Here is a 17,220-nt window from a genome sequence, read left to right as displayed (position 1 = left end):
CATCGCGCCGCTGCGCGCGTCTCCGCTCATAAGAGATTTTTGGGGCGGGCAAAAGATATTGCGATTTGTCTCGGCCGCCGCCTCGAGCGATGATTGCACCTCATCGAGGGCATCATGATGCATGCAGAAGCGGTCACCATCGCGCCGTCAGGCGCCGCCGACCTGATCCGGCAGGCCGCCGCGCTGATCTTCGACGTCGACGGCACCCTCGCCGAAACCGAGGAGCTGCACCGGCAGGCCTTCAACCATGCTTTCGCGCGCCATGGGCTCGGTTGGGAATGGGACCGCGCAGTCTACAAGGACCTGTTGCGAGTGACCGGCGGCAAGGAGCGCATGCGCGCCCACCATGCAAGGCTGGAGATCGCCGTGCCACTATCCGACGCGGACATCGCGGAGCTCCACCGCATCAAGACCGCGCATTATGCCGGGTTGATCGAGACCGGCTGCTGTCCGTTACGGCCGGGCGTGGCGGAACTGCTGGCTGCGGCGAAGGCGCGCGGCCAGCGGCTTGCAATCGCGACCACCACCTCGCACGCCAACATCGACGCACTGCTCTCGCAGGCGCTGGGGCCGCGTTGGACGGGGGATTTCGACGCGGTTGTCGCCGGCGACGATGTCAGGCACAAGAAGCCCGCGCCGGACGTCTATCTCGAAGTCCTGGCGCGGCTGCGGCTGGATGCGCCCGACTGCGTCGCGATCGAGGATTCCGCCAACGGGCTGATCGCGGCCTCGCGGGCCAACATTCCGGTGCTCATCACCCGCAGCCTATATTTCCGGGACGATGATTTCAGCGATGCGCGGGCCGTGCTGGACGATCTGTCCGGGCTTGGATGAGGCGCCAAACCAAACGCCGAAAACAACCCCATGCACAGTAGATCACGCCGGCGTGATCGCCGTCCTCAGTGGACGCGATGGCTTGCCCTATCGTTTTCAGACTGCTCGACAATTTGTGCGATCGGGCTCGACTGGTGATGCACCAGGCGCCAGCCGTCGCCGACGCGGCGAAAATGGTTCGCAGCAGCCAAGGCGGTGCCGTCGACGATCTCGATGCAGAGCACGCGGGCGCTGTCGCCGTCGATGATGGCCTGCGGCTCGGCGCAGACGATCTGGGGCCGTTCCGGGTTCTGCAGGATGTCGCGCCAGCTTCCGATCACCGTGGCCCGCCCGATGATCGCCGGCCAGCCGGGATGAATGCAGGAAATGGTGTCGTCATCCGCCCACATCCGCTGCATTTCCTCGAAATCGCCGGCCGAAAAGGCGGCGTAGAAGGCCGCGTTCGCGGCGATGACCTTGCTGTCCTTTGCCATGCCTCCCGGGTGCGGCAATGACAGGCAAAAATCAAGCGAGACTTCCGTCGATTTTGAACGCAGTGCAGCATTGCATGCCCTGTGGTCAGGCCGCGACGTGCGCCTCCACCGCCCGCCGCGCGCCATCCTTGTAGAGGCGGCCGAGCGCCGTGGTGACGGCCTCGCGCAGGCGCGGCTCGGCACCAAACGCCCCGAACACCTTCGTAACCCCGAGCAGTGCGGGCGCGAGCCGCTCGGCGGCGGGTCCCGCCTCGCGCGCCAGCGACGCGAACTCGGCGGCGAGCGGATCACGCACGTCGATCGCGCGGCCGTGCTCATCTGTTGCGGTGACGTAGCGCATCCAGCCGGCCACCGCGAGCGCATGGGTTGCGATTGGCAAATCCTTGCGCAGGCGATCCTGCATCGCGCCGAGCAGGCGCTGTGGCAGCTTCTGCGAGCCGTCCATCGCGATCTGCCAGGTGCGGTGATGCAGCGCCGGATTGGCGAAGCGCTTCAGTAGCGAGGCGCGATAGGCGGCGAGGTCGGTGCCTACAGGCATGGTCAGCGTCACCGCAGCCTCCTCCATCACCTGCGCGGCGAGGCGCGCGAAGTGCGGATCCTGCATGGTGTCGGCGATAGTCTCATAGCCCGCGAGATAACCGAGATAGGCGAGCGCCGAATGGCTGGCGTTGAGCAGCCGCAGCTTCATCAGCTCGAACGGCTTGACGTCGGCGACGAGTTCGACGCCTGCCGCGGCAAGATCGGGCCGGCCTGCGGTGAAACGATCCTCGACCACCCATTGCGTGAAGGGCTCGGTCATCACCGGCCAGGCGTCGCGCATGCCCAGTGCCGATGACACCGCATCCCGGTCGGCATCCGTCGTCTCAGGCACGATGCGGTCGACCATGGTCGAGGGAAAGGCGACCGTATCCGCGATCCACTTGCCGAGATCCTTCGACCGCAGCGCGGCGAACTGCGTCACGATCCGCTGCACGGTGTGACCATTGGCGGCGAGGTTGTCGCAGCACAGCACCGTGAAGGGTGAGAGCCCCTGGGCACGCCGGCGCGCCAGCGCAGCCACGAGGAAGCCGGGCGCCGAGCGAGGCGCATCGGGGTTGTTGAGGTCGTGCACGATGTCGGGATGCCGCTCGTCGAGATCGCCGGTCTGCGGCGTGTGGCAATAGCCCTTCTCGGTGACCGTGAGCGAGACGATGCGGGTGGCGGGATCGGCCATTTGCCCGACCAGCCGCGCCGGGTTCTCGCGCGCGACGATGCTGTCGAGCAGCGCGCCGATGACGCGATGCTGGGTGCCTTCCGCCGACCGGATGGCAACAGTGTAGAGATGGTCCTGCGGGGCGAGGGCATCGCGCGTATCCGGGCTGCGCAGGCTCGCGCCGACGATGCCCCAGGATGTGCTGCCTGCAGCAAGGCAATCGTCGATGACGACCGCCTGGTGTGCGCGGTGGAAGGCCCCGAGGCCGAGATGCACGATTCCGGGCGTCATGCGTGATCGATCATAGGCTGGGCGCCAGATGCCAGCCGGCAGCCTATCGAGATTGGCACGGCCAAGACGCATCGAGCTCTGGCGCATGGACGTCTCCCCTTTGCTTTGCCACTGCTTGACATGGCGCCCGTATCGGGTCAATGCTCCGGTCAATTGGTAAGACCAATTTTCCAAAATTGGCGGGTCGCGGGCGCCGGGAGGTGCCGCGCGACCCTTTCGGGAGGACCAGCGTGCCGCTGGAAGCTGTGGAGGCGAGACGGCTTTATCGCCAGGTCGCCGATCAATTGCGAAGCCTGATCGACAGCGGCGAGTACGCGGTCGGCAGCCGCTTGCCGACCGAGCGCGAGCTCGCCGAGCAGCTCAAGGTGTCGCGGCCGACGGTGCGCGAAGCTCTGATCGCGCTCGAGGTCGAAGGCCGCCTCCGTATCCGCGTCGGGTCCGGCATCTACGTGATCGAGCCCGCAGCCGTGACCGCGCCCGCACCCGCCGCCGTCATTGAGGGCCCGTTCGAGCTGCTGCGCGCCCGCGAATTCCTGGAGAGCGCCATCGCCGAAGAGGCCGCGCGCGTCGCGACCAGGGATGACATCGCCCGCATCGATGTGTCGCTCGTCGCGATGGAGAATGTCGAGCATCCCGGCGAAGCCTCGATGGTCCACGACCGCGCGTTTCACGTCGCGATCGCCGGAAGTCTCGGCAATGCCGTTCTGGTGCGCGTGGTCGGCGAGCTGTTCGACCAGCGCCTCAATCCCTATTTCGCGCAGCTGGCGCATTATTTCGAAAGCCCGGGCACCTGGCGCACGGCGCTCGACGAGCATCGCGCGGTGCGGGACGCGATCGCGGCGCATGACCCCGATGCCGCGCGCGAGGCGATGCGCGAGCATCTGGCGCGCTCCCAGGCGCGGTTTGCGCAGAATTTCGGTGCCGAGACCGCGGCGGCATCGTCGTCCGGACGCAGCCGCGCGGTGCGAACTGCGGCAAAACCGGTAAAGCCGAAGCAGGCGCCGAAGAAGCCAACCGCGAGCAGAGATGCGCGTCGGCGATGAGATTGGACGGCCCGCATCCTCTTGGGGCGGGTGAACAAGAAGCAGACTTGAACGATGGAGGAAAAGTCGATGTTGAAGAAGATCACGATTGCCGCGGTGATCTCCGCCACTACGCTACTGGCTGCGACCAGCGCAGGCATGGCGCAGATCAAGCTCAAATGGGCCCATGTCTACGAGACCTCGGAGCCGTTCCACACCGCATCGGTGTGGGCCGCGCAGGAAATCGGCAAGCGCACCAACGGGCGCTACGCGATCGAGGTCTATCCGGCCTCCCAGCTCGGCAAGGAAGCTGACATCAACCAGGGCCTCTCGCTCGGCTCGGTCGATATCATCATCTCGGGCTCCAGCTTCGCGGCCAAGAGCTTCGCGCCGATCGGCGTGACCTATTATCCCTACACCTTCCGCGACGCCGATCATCTGCTCGCCTACACCAAGAGCGACATCTTCAAAGAGCTCGCCAAGGGCTATGAGGACAAGAGCGGCCACCACATCGTCGCGGTGACCTATTACGGCGTGCGCCAGACCTCGTCGAACAAGCCGATCAAGACCTGCGCCGACCTGAAGGGCCTGAAGATGCGCGTGCCCGACGTGCCGGCCTATCTCGCCATGCCGCGCGCCTGCGGCGCCAACACCGCGCCGATCGCCTTCGCCGAAGTCTATCTCGCGCTCCAGAACGGCACCGTCGAGGCCCAGGAGAATCCGCTGACCACGATCGAGGCCAAGAAGTTCTACGAGGTGCAGAAGCACATCGTGCTGACCGGCCACATCGTCGACCACCTCAACACCGTGATCGCCGGCGCGCTGTGGAAGAAGCTCTCTGACGAGGACAAGAAGATCTTCACCGACGTCGCCCAGGAAGCCGCAGCCAAGGCGACCGGAGAGATCAAGCAGAACGAGGCCAAGCTGGTCGCCTTCTTCAAGGAAAAGGGCCTGACCGTGACCGAGGTCGACAAGAACGAGTTCCGCGACACCGTGCTGAAGAACGTCGCGTTCGAGACCTTCGGCTATCGCAAGGCCGACTGGGAAAAGATCCAGGCGGTGAAGTGACGGCGTAGCCGTCATTCCGGGCGGTCTGTAGGACCGAACTATGGTGCGCAGCTGCGCACCTGAGAATCTCGAGGTTCCGGGTTCGACGCTGAGGCGGCGGCCCGGAACGACGATCTGAAGAGAGGTAACCCATGTCCACCGCCGAAATCCACCGGCAGATCACTGCGGACGAGATCGCCCATACGTTCGAGGAAGAGGCGACGCCGAAGGTCGATCTCGGCGTCTACGCGTTCGAAGACTGGGTGGCGCTCGCGATCTTCTGGGTGATGGCGCTCGCCGTCTTCCTCCAGTTCTTCACCCGTTACGTGCTCAACGACAGCTACGCCTGGACCGAGGAGATCGCGACCTATTGCCTGATCGGCGTCGTCTTCATCGGCTCTTCGATGTGCGTGCGGCTGTCGCGGCACATCCAGGTCGACCTGGTCTATCGCTATCTGCCGCACCTCGTGGCGCGCGCGCTGTCGACGGCCATCGACCTGATCCGGATCGCCTTCTTCGGCTACGCCATCAAGCTGGTCTGGGTCTACATCCAGATCATCGGCGACGAGCAGATGACCACGATCAATCTTCCCAAGGATTACGTCTATTACGCCGTGCTGCTCGGCTTCGTGCTGATGTTCGCACGCTCCGTGCAGGTGGCGATACAGAACTGGCGGCAGGGCTACTCGGTCCTCGAACGTCCCGGTGCCTACGACGGATCGGAAGGATAACATCATGCTGCTGTTGCTCGGAGGCTTTCTCGTCCTGATGCTGCTCGGCGTTCCCGTGGCGATCGCCATGGCGGTGTCGTCGCTGCTCTACATCCTGGTCAGCGGCGTGACGCCCGACGTCACGCTTGCGCAGCGCATGATCGCCGGCGTCGAGAGCTTCCCGCTGCTCGCCGTGCCCTTCTTCATCCTGGCCGGCAATCTCATGAACATTGCCGGCGTGACCGGGCGCATCTACAAATTCGCCGTCGCGCTGGTCGGCTGGATGCGCGGCGGCCTCGGCCACGTCAACATCATCGGCTCGGTGATCTTCTCCGGCATGTCCGGCACCGCGATCGCCGACGCCGCCGGTCTCGGCACGATCGAGATCAAGGCGATGAAGGACCACGGCTACTCCACCGAATTCTCGGTCGGCGTCACCGCGGCCTCGGCGACGCTCGGGCCCATCATCCCGCCGTCGCTGCCCTTCGTGATCTACGGCATGATGGCGAACGTCTCGATCGGCGCGCTGTTCCTGGGCGGCGTCATTCCCGGCGTCGTGCTGACGCTATTCATGATGGTCACCGTCACTTATTTCGCGCACAAGAACAAATGGGGCAGCGACACGCCGTTCTCCTGGCCGCAACTCGGTTCGGCCGGGCTCGAGATCCTGATCGTGCTGTCATTCCCGATGGCGATCTGGCTGATGGTGCTTGCCGGCCTCTCGGTCAACATGGCGGTCGTGATCGGACTCGGCACGCTGCTCCTGATCGACTGGTATTTCGACTTCTCCGCGGTGATGGCGCTGATGGCGCCGGTGATCCTGATCGGCGGCATGACCCTCGGCTGGTTCACGCCGACAGAAGCCGCGGTCGCCGCGGTGATCTGGTCGCTGTTCCTCGGCCTCGTGCGCTACCGAACCATGACGTTCCGGACCGTCGCCAAGGCGACGTTCGACACCATCGAGACCACAGCCTCGGTGCTGTTCATCGTCACGGCAGCCTCGATCTTCGCCTGGCTGCTGACGGTGTCGCAGGCCGCCCAGATGCTGTCGGACTGGATGCTCAGCATCACCCAGAACAAATGGGTGTTCCTGGCGCTCGCCAACGTCCTGATCCTGTTCGTCGGCTGCTTCATCGACACCACGGCGGCGATCACCATTTTGGTGCCGATCCTGCTGCCGATCGTGCTCAAGCTCGGCATCGATCCGATTCATTTCGGCCTGATCATGACGCTGAACCTGATGATCGGCCTCTTGCATCCGCCGCTCGGCATGGTGCTGTTCGTGCTCGCCCGCGTGGCCAAGCTCTCGGTCGAGCGCACGACGATGGCGATCCTGCCCTGGCTGGTGCCGCTGATGCTCGCGCTGATCGCGATCACCTTCATTCCCGAACTGACCCTCTGGCTGCCGAAATACATGGGACTGTCCAAATGACCTCTACTGCTCTCGCCGCAACCCTGTTCGGCCCCGAAGATTTGCGCATGGTCGAGCATCCGCTCGACAAGCTGGCGGAAGGCATGGTGCGCGTCCGCTTCGGCGCGGGCGGCATCTGCGGCTCGGACATGCACTACTTCCGCCATGCCCGCACCGGTGACTTCGTGGTGAAGTCGCCGCTGGTGCTCGGCCATGAGATTTCCGGCGAGGTCGTGGAGATCGGGGGGGCTGCTGCGAACCTGAAGGTCGGCGACCGCGTCGCCGTCAATCCGTCGCGCTGGTGCGGCCATTGCGTCGCATGCCGCGAAGGCCGGCCGAACCTCTGCGAGAACATCTATTTCATGGGCTCGGCTTCGAAGACACCGCACATGCAGGGCGGCTTCGCCAACTACTTCGACGCGATCCCTGCGCAATGCGTGAAGATTCCCGATCACGTCTCCTATCAGGCCGCGGCGCTGGCCGAGCCGCTCGCAGTCTGCCTGCACGCGGTTGCGCGCGCCGGCAACATCGAAGGCAAGCGCGGCATCATCTTCGGCGCTGGCCCGATCGGGCTGTTGACCATGCTCGCCGCGCACCGCGCCGGCATGGCCGACGTCACCGTGGCCGACATCGCGCCGGCGCCTCTGGCCTTCGCAACACGGCTCGGCGCCTCTCACGTCGAGAACGTCGCGGGCGGGGAGGAGGGCCTGAAGGCGCAAGCCGCCTCGCGCGCCTATGACGTCGCGTTCGAGGTCTCGGGCACGGCCGCGGGCCTTGCCAGCGCCATCGGTATCGTCAGGCGCGGCGGCGTCGTGGTGCAGATCGGCAATCTGCCGGGCGGGCAGATCCCGACGCCGTCGAATGCGGTGATGGCCAAGGAGATCGACCTGCGGGGCTCGTTCCGGTTCGGGTTCGAGTTCATGAATGCGGCGGAGCTGATCGCCGACGGCAGCGTCGACGTGCTGTCGCTGGTGACCGCCGAGCGGCCGCTGTCGACCGCGCCCGATGCGCTCAGGCTGGCGCTCGACCGCTCACAGAGCGTCAAGGTCGTGCTGACCGCGAATTGATTCTTGTTTTGACGCGTTTTCTTCACGCGAACCGGTATCCACTTCGCTCGAAAACGCTTTAGGAGAACGCGCATGATGCTGGAGGGATGGCGCTGGTACGGACCGGACGATCCGGTCTCGCTCGACGATGTCAGGCAGGCCGGGGCGACGGAAATCGTCTCGGCGCTGCATCAGGTGCCGATCGGAGAAGCCTGGACGTGCAAGGACGTCGAGGAACGCAAGAATTTCATCGAGAACGGCCAGCCCGGCCGCTCGAAGCTGACCTGGTCGGTGGTGGAATCGATTCCAATCCCCGACGACGTCAAGCGTCTCGGGGGCAGGGCAACGAAGTCCATCGAAGCCTGGATTGCGAGCCTGGAAGCGGTCGCTGCAAGCGGCATCAAGATCATTTGCTACAATTTCATGCCGGTGGTCGACTGGTGCCGTACGGACCTCGAATGGGAATTGCCGAACGGCGCCCGCGCCATGCGCTTCGACCAGGACCGCTTTGCGGCATTCGAGCTGCATATCCTCAAGCGTCCCGCCGCCGTGCAGGAATATTCGCCGGAGCAGCAGGCGCGCGCGAAAGCGCTGTTCGAGAAGATGAGCCAGGCCGACATCGACTATCTCGTCATGGTCATCGCCAGCGCGCTGCCGGGCTCGACCACCGAGCCGATGACCATTCCGCAATTCCGCGACAGACTGGAGACCTATCGCGACATCACGCCGAAGATCCTGCGGCAGCATCTCGCTGAATTCCTGGCGCGCGTGACGCCGGTGGCCGAGCAGCTCGGGGTGTCGCTGACGCTGCATCCGGACGACCCGCCGCGGCCGCTGTTCGGCCTGCCCCGCATTGCCTCCAGCGCGGACGATTATCAGGCGCTGTTCGATGCCGTGCCGTCGAAGGCCAACGGCATCTGCCTGTGCACGGGATCGCTCGGCGTGCGCGCGGAGAACGATTTGCCCGACATGGCCGCACGCTTCGGCTCCCGCATTGCCTTTGCCCATCTGCGCGCCACCAAGCGCGAGGCCGACGGCCTGTCTTTCTACGAATCCGATCATCTCGACGGTGACGTCGACATGGTCGCGGTGCTCAAGGCGCTGTTGAATGAGAACGCACGGCGTGCGCCGGACAAGAGGATCGTGTTCCGTCCTGATCACGGCCACCGCATGCTCGACGATCTCGCTGCGACCAAACGCACCAATCCCGGCTACACCGCCATCGGCCGGCTGCGCGGCCTCGCCGAGCTCCGCGGTGCGATCCGCGCAATCGAGCATCGGTGATTTGTGCCTCTGCGTCTCAAAACGTCATGGCCGGGCTTGTCCCGGCCATCCACGCCTAACCACGTCGCACGAAGAACGTGGATGCCCGGGACAAGCCCGGGCATGACGACTTCATCTTCGAGCGAGAGCATTGCATCGCTCCCTCAATAACACGCCGCCATCGCGCCGAGCTTCGGATAGAGCCGGTCGATCGCGGCGATCTCGCTCTTCATCTGCGCGATGATCCAGTCGCGGATCTCGGCAGCGATGGGGCGCATTGCGCGGTTGCGCGGCGGCAGGAATTCACACAGGCGCCGTGTGGTGGTGAGCCTGTCGGAGGCAGGCACCAGTGCGCCGGTGAGGAGCCAGTGCGAGGCAACGGTCAGCCAGCCGAGCGCGATGCCTTGACCCAGCAGCGCGGCCTGCACCACGACGGCGTAGTCGGTGAAGCTCAGCGCCTTGGCGGCGCCGCGGCGTCCGGTGAGGAGCGATGCGTAGTCGGCGGCCCAGTCGCCCGGCGTCTCGGCGAGGCGGATGATGGTGTTGCCTTCGGCGGAATCGGTCTCGCCGAGATAGGCGGGGCTGCACATCGGCAGCATGACCTCCTTCATGATCAGCGTGCCGCCGGACGACGGCTCGTCGCGGTCGCGAAAGCGCATGCCGAGGTCGACATTCTCCACCGGCCCGCGCAACGCGCCGGAGATCAGCTGGAAGCGCAGGTCGACTTGCGGAAATTGCTTCTGGAGCTTGTCGATGCGCGGCATCAACCAGTGCGTCGTGAAGGCGGAGGAGACCGACAGCGTCACCGTCTCGGTGCCCTTGCGCCGCCGCTCGATCTCGACGAGGCCGCTCTCGATGCTGCGAAAGCCTTCGAGCACGCGGCGATAGAGCAACTCGCCTTCCTCGGTGAGCACGGCGCGGCCAGCCTTGCGGTCGAACAGGCGGACGCCGAGATGCTCCTCGAACTGGCCGAGCATCCGGCTCACGGCCGGCTGCGTGACGTTCAGCTCGGCGGCGGCTGCCGTGAAGCTGCCGTTGCGCGCCGCTGCGTCGAAGACGAACAGGGCGTTGCTGGACGGCAACATGCGGCGCAGCTCAGGCATAATCTCATGTTATGAGGCCGGTGAGAATTTGGCAATTGCCGGGTTTTGGCAAGTCTGGTGTCATTGGCATGACAGCCTAGCGACAGGGCTTGCGCGAGAAGAGATGGTGCGGTGCACGCTTCGATCGCGAATGGCCAATTTCCCTGTCTATAAAGCAGGCTTATGGCGCGCAGTGAGGCACGCCAGCTAGGGACATGGCGAGGTCGATCGTTGGACAAACGAGCGGAAAGCGTCGAGATCAGGTCCGCGAGCAAGGCGTATGGCGCCGTTCGCGCCCTCGACGACGTCTCCCTCAATGTCGGCGCGGGCGAGTTCGTCTCGTTGCTCGGCCCGTCAGGCTCCGGCAAGACCACGCTGCTCGGCATTTTGGGCGGCTTCATCCTTCCGACGTCGGGCACGATTCTCTTCGGCGGCCGTGATGTCACTTACATGCCGCCCCACAAGCGCGACATCGGTGTCGTCTTCCAGAACTACGCGCTCTTCCCGCATATGAGCGTCGGCGAGAACGTCGCCTTCCCCTTGCGTGCGCGTCGCCTGCCGAAGGCCGGCTGGCTCGACAAGGTGCGCGCCGCGCTCTCGATGGTCGGCCTCGCTGGCTATGAGGAGCGCGGCATCGCCCAGCTCTCCGGCGGCCAGCGCCAGCGCGTGGCGCTGGCGCGGGCCATGATCTTCGAGCCGCGCCTGATCCTGATGGACGAGCCGCTCTCCGCGCTCGACAAGCAGCTCCGCGAATCCATGCAGATCGAGCTGCGCACGCTGCACAGGCGCATCGGCGCCACCATCATCTATGTCACCCATGACCAGCGCGAGGCGCTGACCATGAGCGACCGCGTCGCGGTGATGAAGGATGGCCGGCTGATCCAGATCGACGCGCCCGAACGGCTGCACGATCATCCCGCCGATTCCTTCGTCGCGAGCTTCATCGGCGAGGCGACGATGTTGCCGGTCCGCCGCGTCGATGCCTCCAGCGTCGCGCTCGGCAATGCATTGCTGCGCAGTGCCCGCGCCATTCCCTCAGGCGACGCCCTCATGCTCGCCGTGCACAGCGAAAAGCTTCTGATCGACGACGGTGCGCAGGATGCCGCCTGCAACCGGCTGACCGGGACGGTCACCGACATCGTCTATCAGGGCGAGAGCCTGCGCATCTTCCTGGCACTGGCCGACGGTATCGCGCTCAGCCTGCGCCAGCCGAGCTATCACCAGGCCTACAGGCGCATCCCGCCGCTTGGCGGCAGCCTCACCGTCACCCTTCACCCCGAGGACACCATCGTCGTGCCGAGAGTGGACTGAAGAGGGTGGACTGAACTCAAGCCTTGTTCAACCGAGAGAAGAAGCCAAAAATGTCGTCAGCAGCCTCGTTCAGCAATTTCAAGGTTCTCACCTTCGACGTCGTCGGCACCTTGATCGACTTCGAGACCGGCGTGATCTCCGCGGTGCGCAAGATCTCGGGAAGGACGCCAGCCGAGCTCAGCGACGACCAGATCTTCGAACCCTACAAGCGCGGCCGCGACAAGCATTACGAGCGCTCCAGCGAGGCGATGTTCCATGTCTATCGCCATCTCGCCACCGAGCTCGAACTGCCCGCCGACGACGCGGCCTGCGATGCGTTTCAGCTCTCGGTGCTGCGCTGGGGGCCGTTCGCGGATTCGGTCGAGGCACTCAAGCGCCTGCGCACCAAATTCCGCCTGGTGGCGATGACCAATGCCGACCGGGTCGCGCTCTCCTGCTACGCGCATGCGCTAGGCGATCCCTTCGACGACACGGTCTGCGCGGATGACACCGGCGTCGCCAAGCCGAACCCTGAGTTCTTCGCCTACAACAAGGGCCGCCAGTCCGCCTTCGGCTACAAGCAGTCCGACATCCTGCACGTCGCGCAGAGCCAGTATCACGACATCGGGATCGCGCGGAAGCTCGGCTACAAGGTGTGCTGGATCGAGCGCCGTCAGGGCATCGCCGGTTTCGGCGGCACGCCTGCGGTGGAGACGCTGACCAAGCCGGACTTCCATTATCCGACGTTGAAGGCGCTCGCCGACGCGGCGATCGGGCCGGCGGCGTAAATCCGTGAAGGCGGACATGGCACGGGACTGGCGCGCACTGCCATCGGTCAACTCGCTGTGGGAAGCCACGGCAGAGCCGGCGCGCATGTTTCCCGTGCTGTCGGGCGAGCAGCAGGCGGATGTGGTGATCATCGGCGCCGGCTACACCGGACTTTCCGCCGCGCATCACATTGCCAAGGACGGCCTGTCGCCGGTCGTGCTCGAGGCCAACCGGCCCGGCTGGGGCGCGAGCGGCCGCAATGGCGGGGTGATCACCGCAAAATTCCGTATCTCGTTCCGTGAGATCGATGCCGTGCACGGCCGCGCCATGGCGCGGCGCATGTACGAGATCGCGCATGAATCGACCGATATGGTCGAGGAACTGGTGTCCGAGTTCGGCATCACCAGCGCGAATCTGACGCGCAGCGGCCAGGTCAAGGCCGCCCATAACGAAACGACGCTGAAGGCGGCGATCGAGGAAGCCAACTGGATGACGCGCGAGATGGGCTCTGCCGAGGTCCGCATCCTCGACAAGCGCGGCGTGCGGGAGGAGACCGGCTCGGACATCTTCGTCGGCGGCGTGCTCAATCCCGGCTCGGGCGGCGTTCATCCGCTAAACTATCTGCGCGGCCTTGCAAATGGCGTTGCAAGCCGCGGCGTTCCGATCTTTCAGGAGTCGCTGGTCGTCAAGCTCAGGCGCGAAAACGGCGGCATCGTCGCCGAGACGCCGCAAGGCGCTGTGCGCGCCAAGCAGGCAATCATCGCCACCAACAGCTATTCGGATCTCACCGGCGCGACCGCGCACATGCAGCGCACGCTGATCCCGTTCCGCAGCGCCATGGTCGCGACCGGGCAGCTGCCGCGCAATCTCGCGGGAAAGCTGATGCCCAGCGGGCGAACCTATACCGAGACCAAGCGCATGATGCGCTGGTTCCGTATGGTCGACAACCGGGTGATCTTTGGTGGCCGCGGCGCCTTCGGCAAGCAGGATTCGCAAGCCGCCTTCGACGCGCTACGCAAGGCGATGGTCGGCATCTTCCCCGATCTGGCCGAGGTCCCGCTCGACTACAAATGGTCGGGCCTCGTCGCGATGACGCTGGACTCGGTGCCGCATATCGGTCGGATCGACGACCGCACGCTGGTTGCGCTCGGCTACAACGGCGCCGGCGTTGCAATGTCCAGCCTGATGGGCCGCTATCTCGCAGCCTTCGTGCGCGGCGAGAGCCCCGACGTCGGCCTGCTCGACGTCGGCCGCATGAAGTCCATTCCGTTCTATCCGCTGCGCGAGCCGGCCGTCCGCATGGTCGCCGGCTGGTACCAGTTTCTCGATGCGATCGGTCGGTGAGTTCACTTTGACGCTGGAGGAGGCAAGGATGATGACGACACGGAATGTTGGACTTGGCTGCGCGCTGCTGGGTGCGCTCGCATGTGGCGGCACGGCGGCCGGCGCCGCCGAACAGATCACCTTCGTCTCGCAGGGCGGCGCCTATCAGCAGGCGCAGACGGTGGCGATCCTCGATCCCTCCGCCAAAAAGCTCGGCATCACCATCAACCAGGATTCCATTCCCGATGCCTGGCCCGCGATCAAGACGCAAGTCGGCAGCGGCAAGCCGATCTGGGACGTCGTCGACACCCCGACCGGCAACTGCCTGCGTGGCGGCGAGCAGGGGCTGATCGAGAAGCTCGACTACTCGAAGATTCCGAACGGCGCGGCGATGCCGGAGGCGTATCGCAGCCCCTATTCGGTTTCCTACGAGTTCTATTCGAGCGTGCTGGCCTTCAGCCAGAAGACGTTTCCGAAGGACGCGCCGAACAGCTGGGCGGATTTCTGGGATGTGAAGAAGTTTCCCGGCCGCCGCGCGCTGCGCAACCATCCCTTCGCAACGCTTGAGGCCGCGCTGATGGCCGACGGTGTCGCGCCGGACAAGCTCTATCCGCTCGACGTCGACCGCGCCTTCAAGAAGCTGGAGGAGATCAAGCCGCATATCACGGTGTGGTGGACCTCGGGCGCGCAGTCGGCACAGCTGCTCAACGACGGCGAGGTCGACATGGAGATGGCCTGGAACGGCCGCGTCAGTGCGGTCGCCAAGGAGGGCGCAAAAGTGTCCTTCACCTACAACCAGGGCATTTTGCAGAGCACCTCGCTCTGTATCCTCAAGGGCGCGCCGAACCGCGACACGGCGGTGAAATTCCTCAACGAAGCCGTCGATCCCGTGCACCAGGCCAATTTGCCGCTCCACATCGATTACGGCCCGGGCAATCCCAAGGCATTCGAGACCAATGTGATCAAGCCCGAGCGCGCTGCGCAATTACCGAGCGAGCCGTCCAATGCGGCCAAGCAGGCGCTGATGTCCTACGCCTGGTGGTCCTCGCCGGCCGGTGAGGCCGCCGAGAAGCGCTGGGCGTCGTTCATGCAGAAGTGAGCGAGGCGGCGTTGACCACATCCGCGCCCGATTCATCGCAAAGGCATCAGCGCCGCGAGCACGGCCTGATGCTGGCGCTGGTGTCGCCGGCGCTGCTCGTGATTCTGCTCCTGATCGTGCTGCCGGTCGGATGGCTGGCCTGGCAGTCGGTCTATCATGACGGCTTCACGCTGGAGAACTATCGCCGCGTCTTCACGGAAGACATCTACTGGCGCAGCTTTGCGCTGACATTCGAGATCAGCCTCGCGGTCACGCTGATCGCGCTGCTGCTCGGCTATCCCGTGGCCTACCTCGCCAACTCGGTGCCGAAGGGCTGGAGCATTCTCATTCTGTCGCTGGTCGTGCTGCCGTTCTGGACCAGCGTGCTGGTGCGGGCCTATGCCTGGCTGGCGCTGCTGCAGCGCACCGGCGTGATCAACCAGTTCCTGCGTTACCTCGATATCATCTCGGAGCCACTCGCGCTGGTCCACAACACGTTCGGCACGGTGGTTGCGACCGTGCACATCCTGCTGCCGTTCATGGTGCTGCCGCTCTATGCGACCATGCAGAAGATCCCGGCCGACCTGATGCAGGCCGGCGCCAGCCTTGGCGCGAGCCCGTCGCTGACATTCTTCCGCGTGTTCCTGCCGCTGTCGATGCCGGGCGTGCTCGCGGGTTGCACCATGGTGTTCGTGCTCTGCCTGGGCTTCTACATCACGCCGGAATTGCTCGGCGGCGGCCGCACGGTCATGGTGTCGATGCTGGTGAGCCGCAATGTCGAGCTCTACAACCAGTTCGGCGCAGCGAGTGCGGTCGCGGTGGTGCTGCTCGTCAGCGTGCTCGCGATCTTCTTCGTCGTCAGCCGCTTCATCTCGCTCGATCGCGTGCTGGGACAGAAATGATGCGCGCCTCGCCCGCACGGATCGCCCTCTACGTGATCAGCGCGCTGGTGCTGGTCTATCTGATCCTGCCCGTGCTGATCATCGCGCCGATCTCGTTCTCCAGCGCGCGCTTCCTGACCTTCCCGCCGCCGTCCTTCTCGCTGCGCTGGTACCAGCAATATTTCGCCAATCCGGCCTGGATGCAGGCGACGCGGGTGACGCTGACGGTCGCGTTCCTCACGGTCGTGATTGCAACGCCCTGTGGCGTCGCCGCGGCCTATGCCATCAGCCAGTCGAAGCTGCGCATCATGCGAATCATTCACATGACGCTGCTGCTGCCGCTGGTGGTGCCGATCATCATCACCGCGGTCGGCATCTTCTTCGTCTACGCCAAGGTCGGCCTGGTCGCGACCATGCCCGGCCTGGTGCTGGCGAACGTGATGCTGGGCCTGCCCTACGTCGTGATCTCGGTGCTGGCGGGCCTGCAGAGCTTCGATCCGGCGCAGGAGATGGTGGCGCGCAGCCTCGGCATGAACCGCCTGCGCAGCTTCTTCGCGGTGACCTTGCCGCAGATCAAGTCGAGCGTGGTTGCCGGCGGCATCTTCGCTTTCATCTCGGCGATGGACGAGACCATCGTCGCGCTGTTCATCTCCGGCGGCCAGTACCAGCCGCTGACCAAGCGCATGTTCACCGCGCTCCGCGACGAGATCGATCCGACCATTGCCGCGATCTCGACGCTCATGACGGCGACCTCCTTCATGCTGGTGCTGCTGGCGAGCGCGCGGCAGAAGAAGGGTGGTTGAGAATGATCGACGTCCTGGCTTTCGCCAGGACGACACTGGGCCGGTGCCGTCTCACTTCGCCCCCAGCCAAGCCAATATCATCTCCACGATCTGTGTCCGGCTCTTCGCCAGCACGCCGGGCTCGCTGAGGTCGCGATCGAACAGGGCGCCGAAGGTGTGGCGGTTGGCGACGCGGAAGAAGCAGTAGGAGCTGATGGCGAGGTGCAAATCGATGGCATCGACGTCGTCGCGGAAGACGCCTTCGCTGCGGCCGCGCTTGAGGATGCCGTCGAGCGTCGCGATCACGCTGGCGTTGAGCTGGCGCAGTTGCAGGTTCTGCTTCAGATGCTTGCCGTGGTGGATGTTCTCGATGCTGACGAGGCGGATGAAGCTCGGATTGCGTTCGTCATGGTCGAATGTGGCTTCAATCAGGCGCCGCAAGCCCTCGCGGGCATCGCAGCTTTCGATGTCGAGCTGCTCCTCCAGCGCACGGATGCTGCGATAGGCCTCCTCCAGCACCGCGAGGTAGAGCTGCTCCTTGCCGCCGAAATAATAGTAGATCATCCGCTTCGACGTGCGTGTCCGGGCGGCGATCGCGTCGACCCGCGCCCCGGAATAGCCTTCGCGGGCGAATTCCTGCATCGCCACCTCGAGGATGTCGCGCTTGGTGCGCTCGGGATCGTTGGTGCGCTTCGATGGGAGCGGCATGCGTTCGAGCATCGCTGTC

At 65.0% G+C, this 17,220-nt stretch carries 17 protein-coding genes; 13 read left to right on the top strand and 4 right to left on the bottom strand.

Translation table 11 applies throughout. The features are described from left to right. Window positions 1–117 precede the first annotated feature (117 nt). Window positions 118–834, top strand: a complete 717-nt coding sequence (locus SE91_RS25275) for an HAD family hydrolase (RefSeq protein ID WP_061851309.1) — start codon at window positions 118–120, stop codon at window positions 832–834. Window positions 835–899: 65 nt separating this feature from the next. Here the strand turns inward: SE91_RS25275 and SE91_RS25270 are convergent, their stop codons facing one another. Together SE91_RS25270 and SE91_RS25265 are read right to left on the bottom strand one after the other, a co-directional pair. Continuing rightward, window positions 900–1,307 carry a nuclear transport factor 2 family protein gene (locus tag SE91_RS25270; protein WP_061849537.1) on the bottom strand — a complete coding sequence of 136 codons (408 nt, stop codon included), beginning with the start codon at window positions 1,305–1,307 and terminating at the stop codon, window positions 900–902. Window positions 1,308–1,392: 85 nt separating this feature from the next. After that, window positions 1,393–2,877, bottom strand: a complete 1,485-nt coding sequence (locus SE91_RS25265) for a mannitol dehydrogenase family protein (RefSeq protein WP_197489512.1) — start codon at window positions 2,875–2,877, stop codon at window positions 1,393–1,395. A gap of 143 nt (window positions 2,878–3,020) precedes the next feature. On the opposite strand from SE91_RS25265, the gene SE91_RS25260 reads away from it, so the two are divergent. The 6 genes from SE91_RS25260 (at window position 3,021) to uxuA (ending at window position 9,310) form a co-directional block, all read left to right on the top strand. Beyond that, window positions 3,021–3,833, top strand: a complete 813-nt coding sequence (locus SE91_RS25260) for a FadR/GntR family transcriptional regulator (protein ID WP_061849536.1) — start codon at window positions 3,021–3,023, stop codon at window positions 3,831–3,833. Window positions 3,834–3,971: 138 nt separating this feature from the next. Then, window positions 3,972–4,880, top strand: coding sequence for a sialic acid TRAP transporter substrate-binding protein SiaP (locus tag SE91_RS25255; protein ID WP_502687178.1), 909 nt, complete (start codon window positions 3,972–3,974; stop codon window positions 4,878–4,880). 131 nt (window positions 4,881–5,011) lie between these two features. After that, entirely contained in the window at window positions 5,012–5,590 is a 579-nt protein-coding gene (locus SE91_RS25250; protein WP_061849535.1) for a TRAP transporter small permease, read from the top strand. A 4-nt stretch (window positions 5,591–5,594) separates the two neighbouring features. Further along, window positions 5,595–7,001: a TRAP transporter large permease gene (locus tag SE91_RS25245; protein ID WP_061849534.1), complete on the top strand. Its 1,407-nt coding sequence runs from the start codon at window positions 5,595–5,597 to the stop codon at window positions 6,999–7,001. Beyond that, complete coding sequence (locus SE91_RS25240) at window positions 6,998–8,047, top strand: L-idonate 5-dehydrogenase (RefSeq protein WP_061849533.1); 1,050 nt, start codon at window positions 6,998–7,000, stop codon at window positions 8,045–8,047. The genes SE91_RS25245 and SE91_RS25240 overlap by 4 nt, the downstream gene beginning before the upstream one ends. A 72-nt stretch (window positions 8,048–8,119) precedes the next feature. Next, complete coding sequence (uxuA, locus tag SE91_RS25235; protein ID WP_082813798.1) at window positions 8,120–9,310, top strand: mannonate dehydratase; 1,191 nt, start codon at window positions 8,120–8,122, stop codon at window positions 9,308–9,310. A gap of 143 nt (window positions 9,311–9,453) precedes the next feature. Here uxuA and SE91_RS25230 read toward each other — a convergent pair whose 3' ends face one another. Beyond that, window positions 9,454–10,392 carry a LysR family transcriptional regulator gene (locus SE91_RS25230; protein WP_061849532.1) on the bottom strand — a complete coding sequence of 313 codons (939 nt, stop codon included), beginning with the start codon at window positions 10,390–10,392 and terminating at the stop codon, window positions 9,454–9,456. Window positions 10,393–10,602: 210 nt separating this feature from the next. Between SE91_RS25230 and SE91_RS25225 the strand changes: the two genes are divergently transcribed. The 6 genes from SE91_RS25225 (at window position 10,603) to SE91_RS25200 (ending at window position 16,514) form a co-directional block, all read left to right on the top strand. Then, window positions 10,603–11,682, top strand: coding sequence for an ABC transporter ATP-binding protein (locus tag SE91_RS25225; protein ID WP_061849531.1), 1,080 nt, complete (start codon window positions 10,603–10,605; stop codon window positions 11,680–11,682). Between the two features lie 50 nt (window positions 11,683–11,732). Next, complete coding sequence (locus SE91_RS25220; RefSeq protein WP_061849530.1) at window positions 11,733–12,449, top strand: HAD family hydrolase; 717 nt, start codon at window positions 11,733–11,735, stop codon at window positions 12,447–12,449. Window positions 12,450–12,465: 16 nt separating this feature from the next. After that, window positions 12,466–13,773 carry an NAD(P)/FAD-dependent oxidoreductase gene (locus SE91_RS25215; protein WP_061851304.1) on the top strand — a complete coding sequence of 436 codons (1,308 nt, stop codon included), beginning with the start codon at window positions 12,466–12,468 and terminating at the stop codon, window positions 13,771–13,773. A 28-nt stretch (window positions 13,774–13,801) separates the two neighbouring features. After that, a complete protein-coding gene (locus tag SE91_RS25210) occupies window positions 13,802–14,851 on the top strand; it encodes an ABC transporter substrate-binding protein (protein WP_061851305.1) in 1,050 nt (349 codons plus the stop codon). Between the two features lie 68 nt (window positions 14,852–14,919). After that, window positions 14,920–15,732, top strand: coding sequence for an ABC transporter permease (locus SE91_RS25205; protein WP_061849529.1), 813 nt, complete (start codon window positions 14,920–14,922; stop codon window positions 15,730–15,732). Further along, the gene (locus SE91_RS25200; RefSeq protein ID WP_061849528.1) at window positions 15,729–16,514 is read left to right on the top strand and encodes an ABC transporter permease; all 786 of its coding nucleotides are present in this window, start codon (window positions 15,729–15,731) and stop codon (window positions 16,512–16,514) included. The genes SE91_RS25205 and SE91_RS25200 overlap by 4 nt, the downstream gene beginning before the upstream one ends. 51 nt (window positions 16,515–16,565) lie before the next feature. On the opposite strand, the gene SE91_RS25195 is transcribed toward SE91_RS25200, so the two are convergent. Next, window positions 16,566–17,213: a TetR/AcrR family transcriptional regulator gene (locus SE91_RS25195; protein WP_061851303.1), complete on the bottom strand. Its 648-nt coding sequence runs from the start codon at window positions 17,211–17,213 to the stop codon at window positions 16,566–16,568. Window positions 17,214–17,220 lie beyond the last annotated feature (7 nt).

Origin of the sequence: Bradyrhizobium sp. DOA1 (assembly GCF_001593325.1) — a bacterium.
Lineage (GTDB): Bacteria > Pseudomonadota > Alphaproteobacteria > Rhizobiales > Xanthobacteraceae > Bradyrhizobium.
Note: the sequence above shows the minus strand (reverse complement) of the source record. Positions and strands in the feature narration are given on the sequence as shown.

Bases quoted from the DNA above. Each gene is read 5' to 3' on its own strand.
- SE91_RS25250 (WP_061849535.1), top strand. From the start codon at position 5,012: ATGTCCACCGCCGAAATCCACCGGCAGATCACTGCGGACGAGATCGCC.
- uxuA (WP_082813798.1), top strand. From the start codon at position 8,120: ATGATGCTGGAGGGATGGCGCTGGTACGGACCGGACGATCCGGTCTCG.
- SE91_RS25220 (WP_061849530.1), top strand. From the start codon at position 11,733: ATGTCGTCAGCAGCCTCGTTCAGCAATTTCAAGGTTCTCACCTTCGAC.
- SE91_RS25265 (WP_197489512.1), bottom strand. From the start codon at position 2,877: ATGCGCCAGAGCTCGATGCGTCTTGGCCGTGCCAATCTCGATAGGCTG.
- SE91_RS25210 (WP_061851305.1), top strand. From the start codon at position 13,802: ATGATGACGACACGGAATGTTGGACTTGGCTGCGCGCTGCTGGGTGCG.
- SE91_RS25205 (WP_061849529.1), top strand. From the start codon at position 14,920: ATGCTGGCGCTGGTGTCGCCGGCGCTGCTCGTGATTCTGCTCCTGATC.
- SE91_RS25215 (WP_061851304.1), top strand. From the start codon at position 12,466: ATGGCACGGGACTGGCGCGCACTGCCATCGGTCAACTCGCTGTGGGAA.
- SE91_RS25275 (WP_061851309.1), top strand. From the start codon at position 118: ATGCATGCAGAAGCGGTCACCATCGCGCCGTCAGGCGCCGCCGACCTG.
- SE91_RS25240 (WP_061849533.1), top strand. From the start codon at position 6,998: ATGACCTCTACTGCTCTCGCCGCAACCCTGTTCGGCCCCGAAGATTTG.
- SE91_RS25270 (WP_061849537.1), bottom strand. From the start codon at position 1,307: ATGGCAAAGGACAGCAAGGTCATCGCCGCGAACGCGGCCTTCTACGCC.
- SE91_RS25200 (WP_061849528.1), top strand. From the start codon at position 15,729: ATGATGCGCGCCTCGCCCGCACGGATCGCCCTCTACGTGATCAGCGCG.
- SE91_RS25195 (WP_061851303.1), bottom strand. From the start codon at position 17,213: ATGCTCGAACGCATGCCGCTCCCATCGAAGCGCACCAACGATCCCGAG.
- SE91_RS25255 (WP_502687178.1), top strand. From the start codon at position 3,972: ATGGCGCAGATCAAGCTCAAATGGGCCCATGTCTACGAGACCTCGGAG.
- SE91_RS25245 (WP_061849534.1), top strand. From the start codon at position 5,595: ATGCTGCTGTTGCTCGGAGGCTTTCTCGTCCTGATGCTGCTCGGCGTT.
- SE91_RS25230 (WP_061849532.1), bottom strand. From the start codon at position 10,392: ATGCCTGAGCTGCGCCGCATGTTGCCGTCCAGCAACGCCCTGTTCGTC.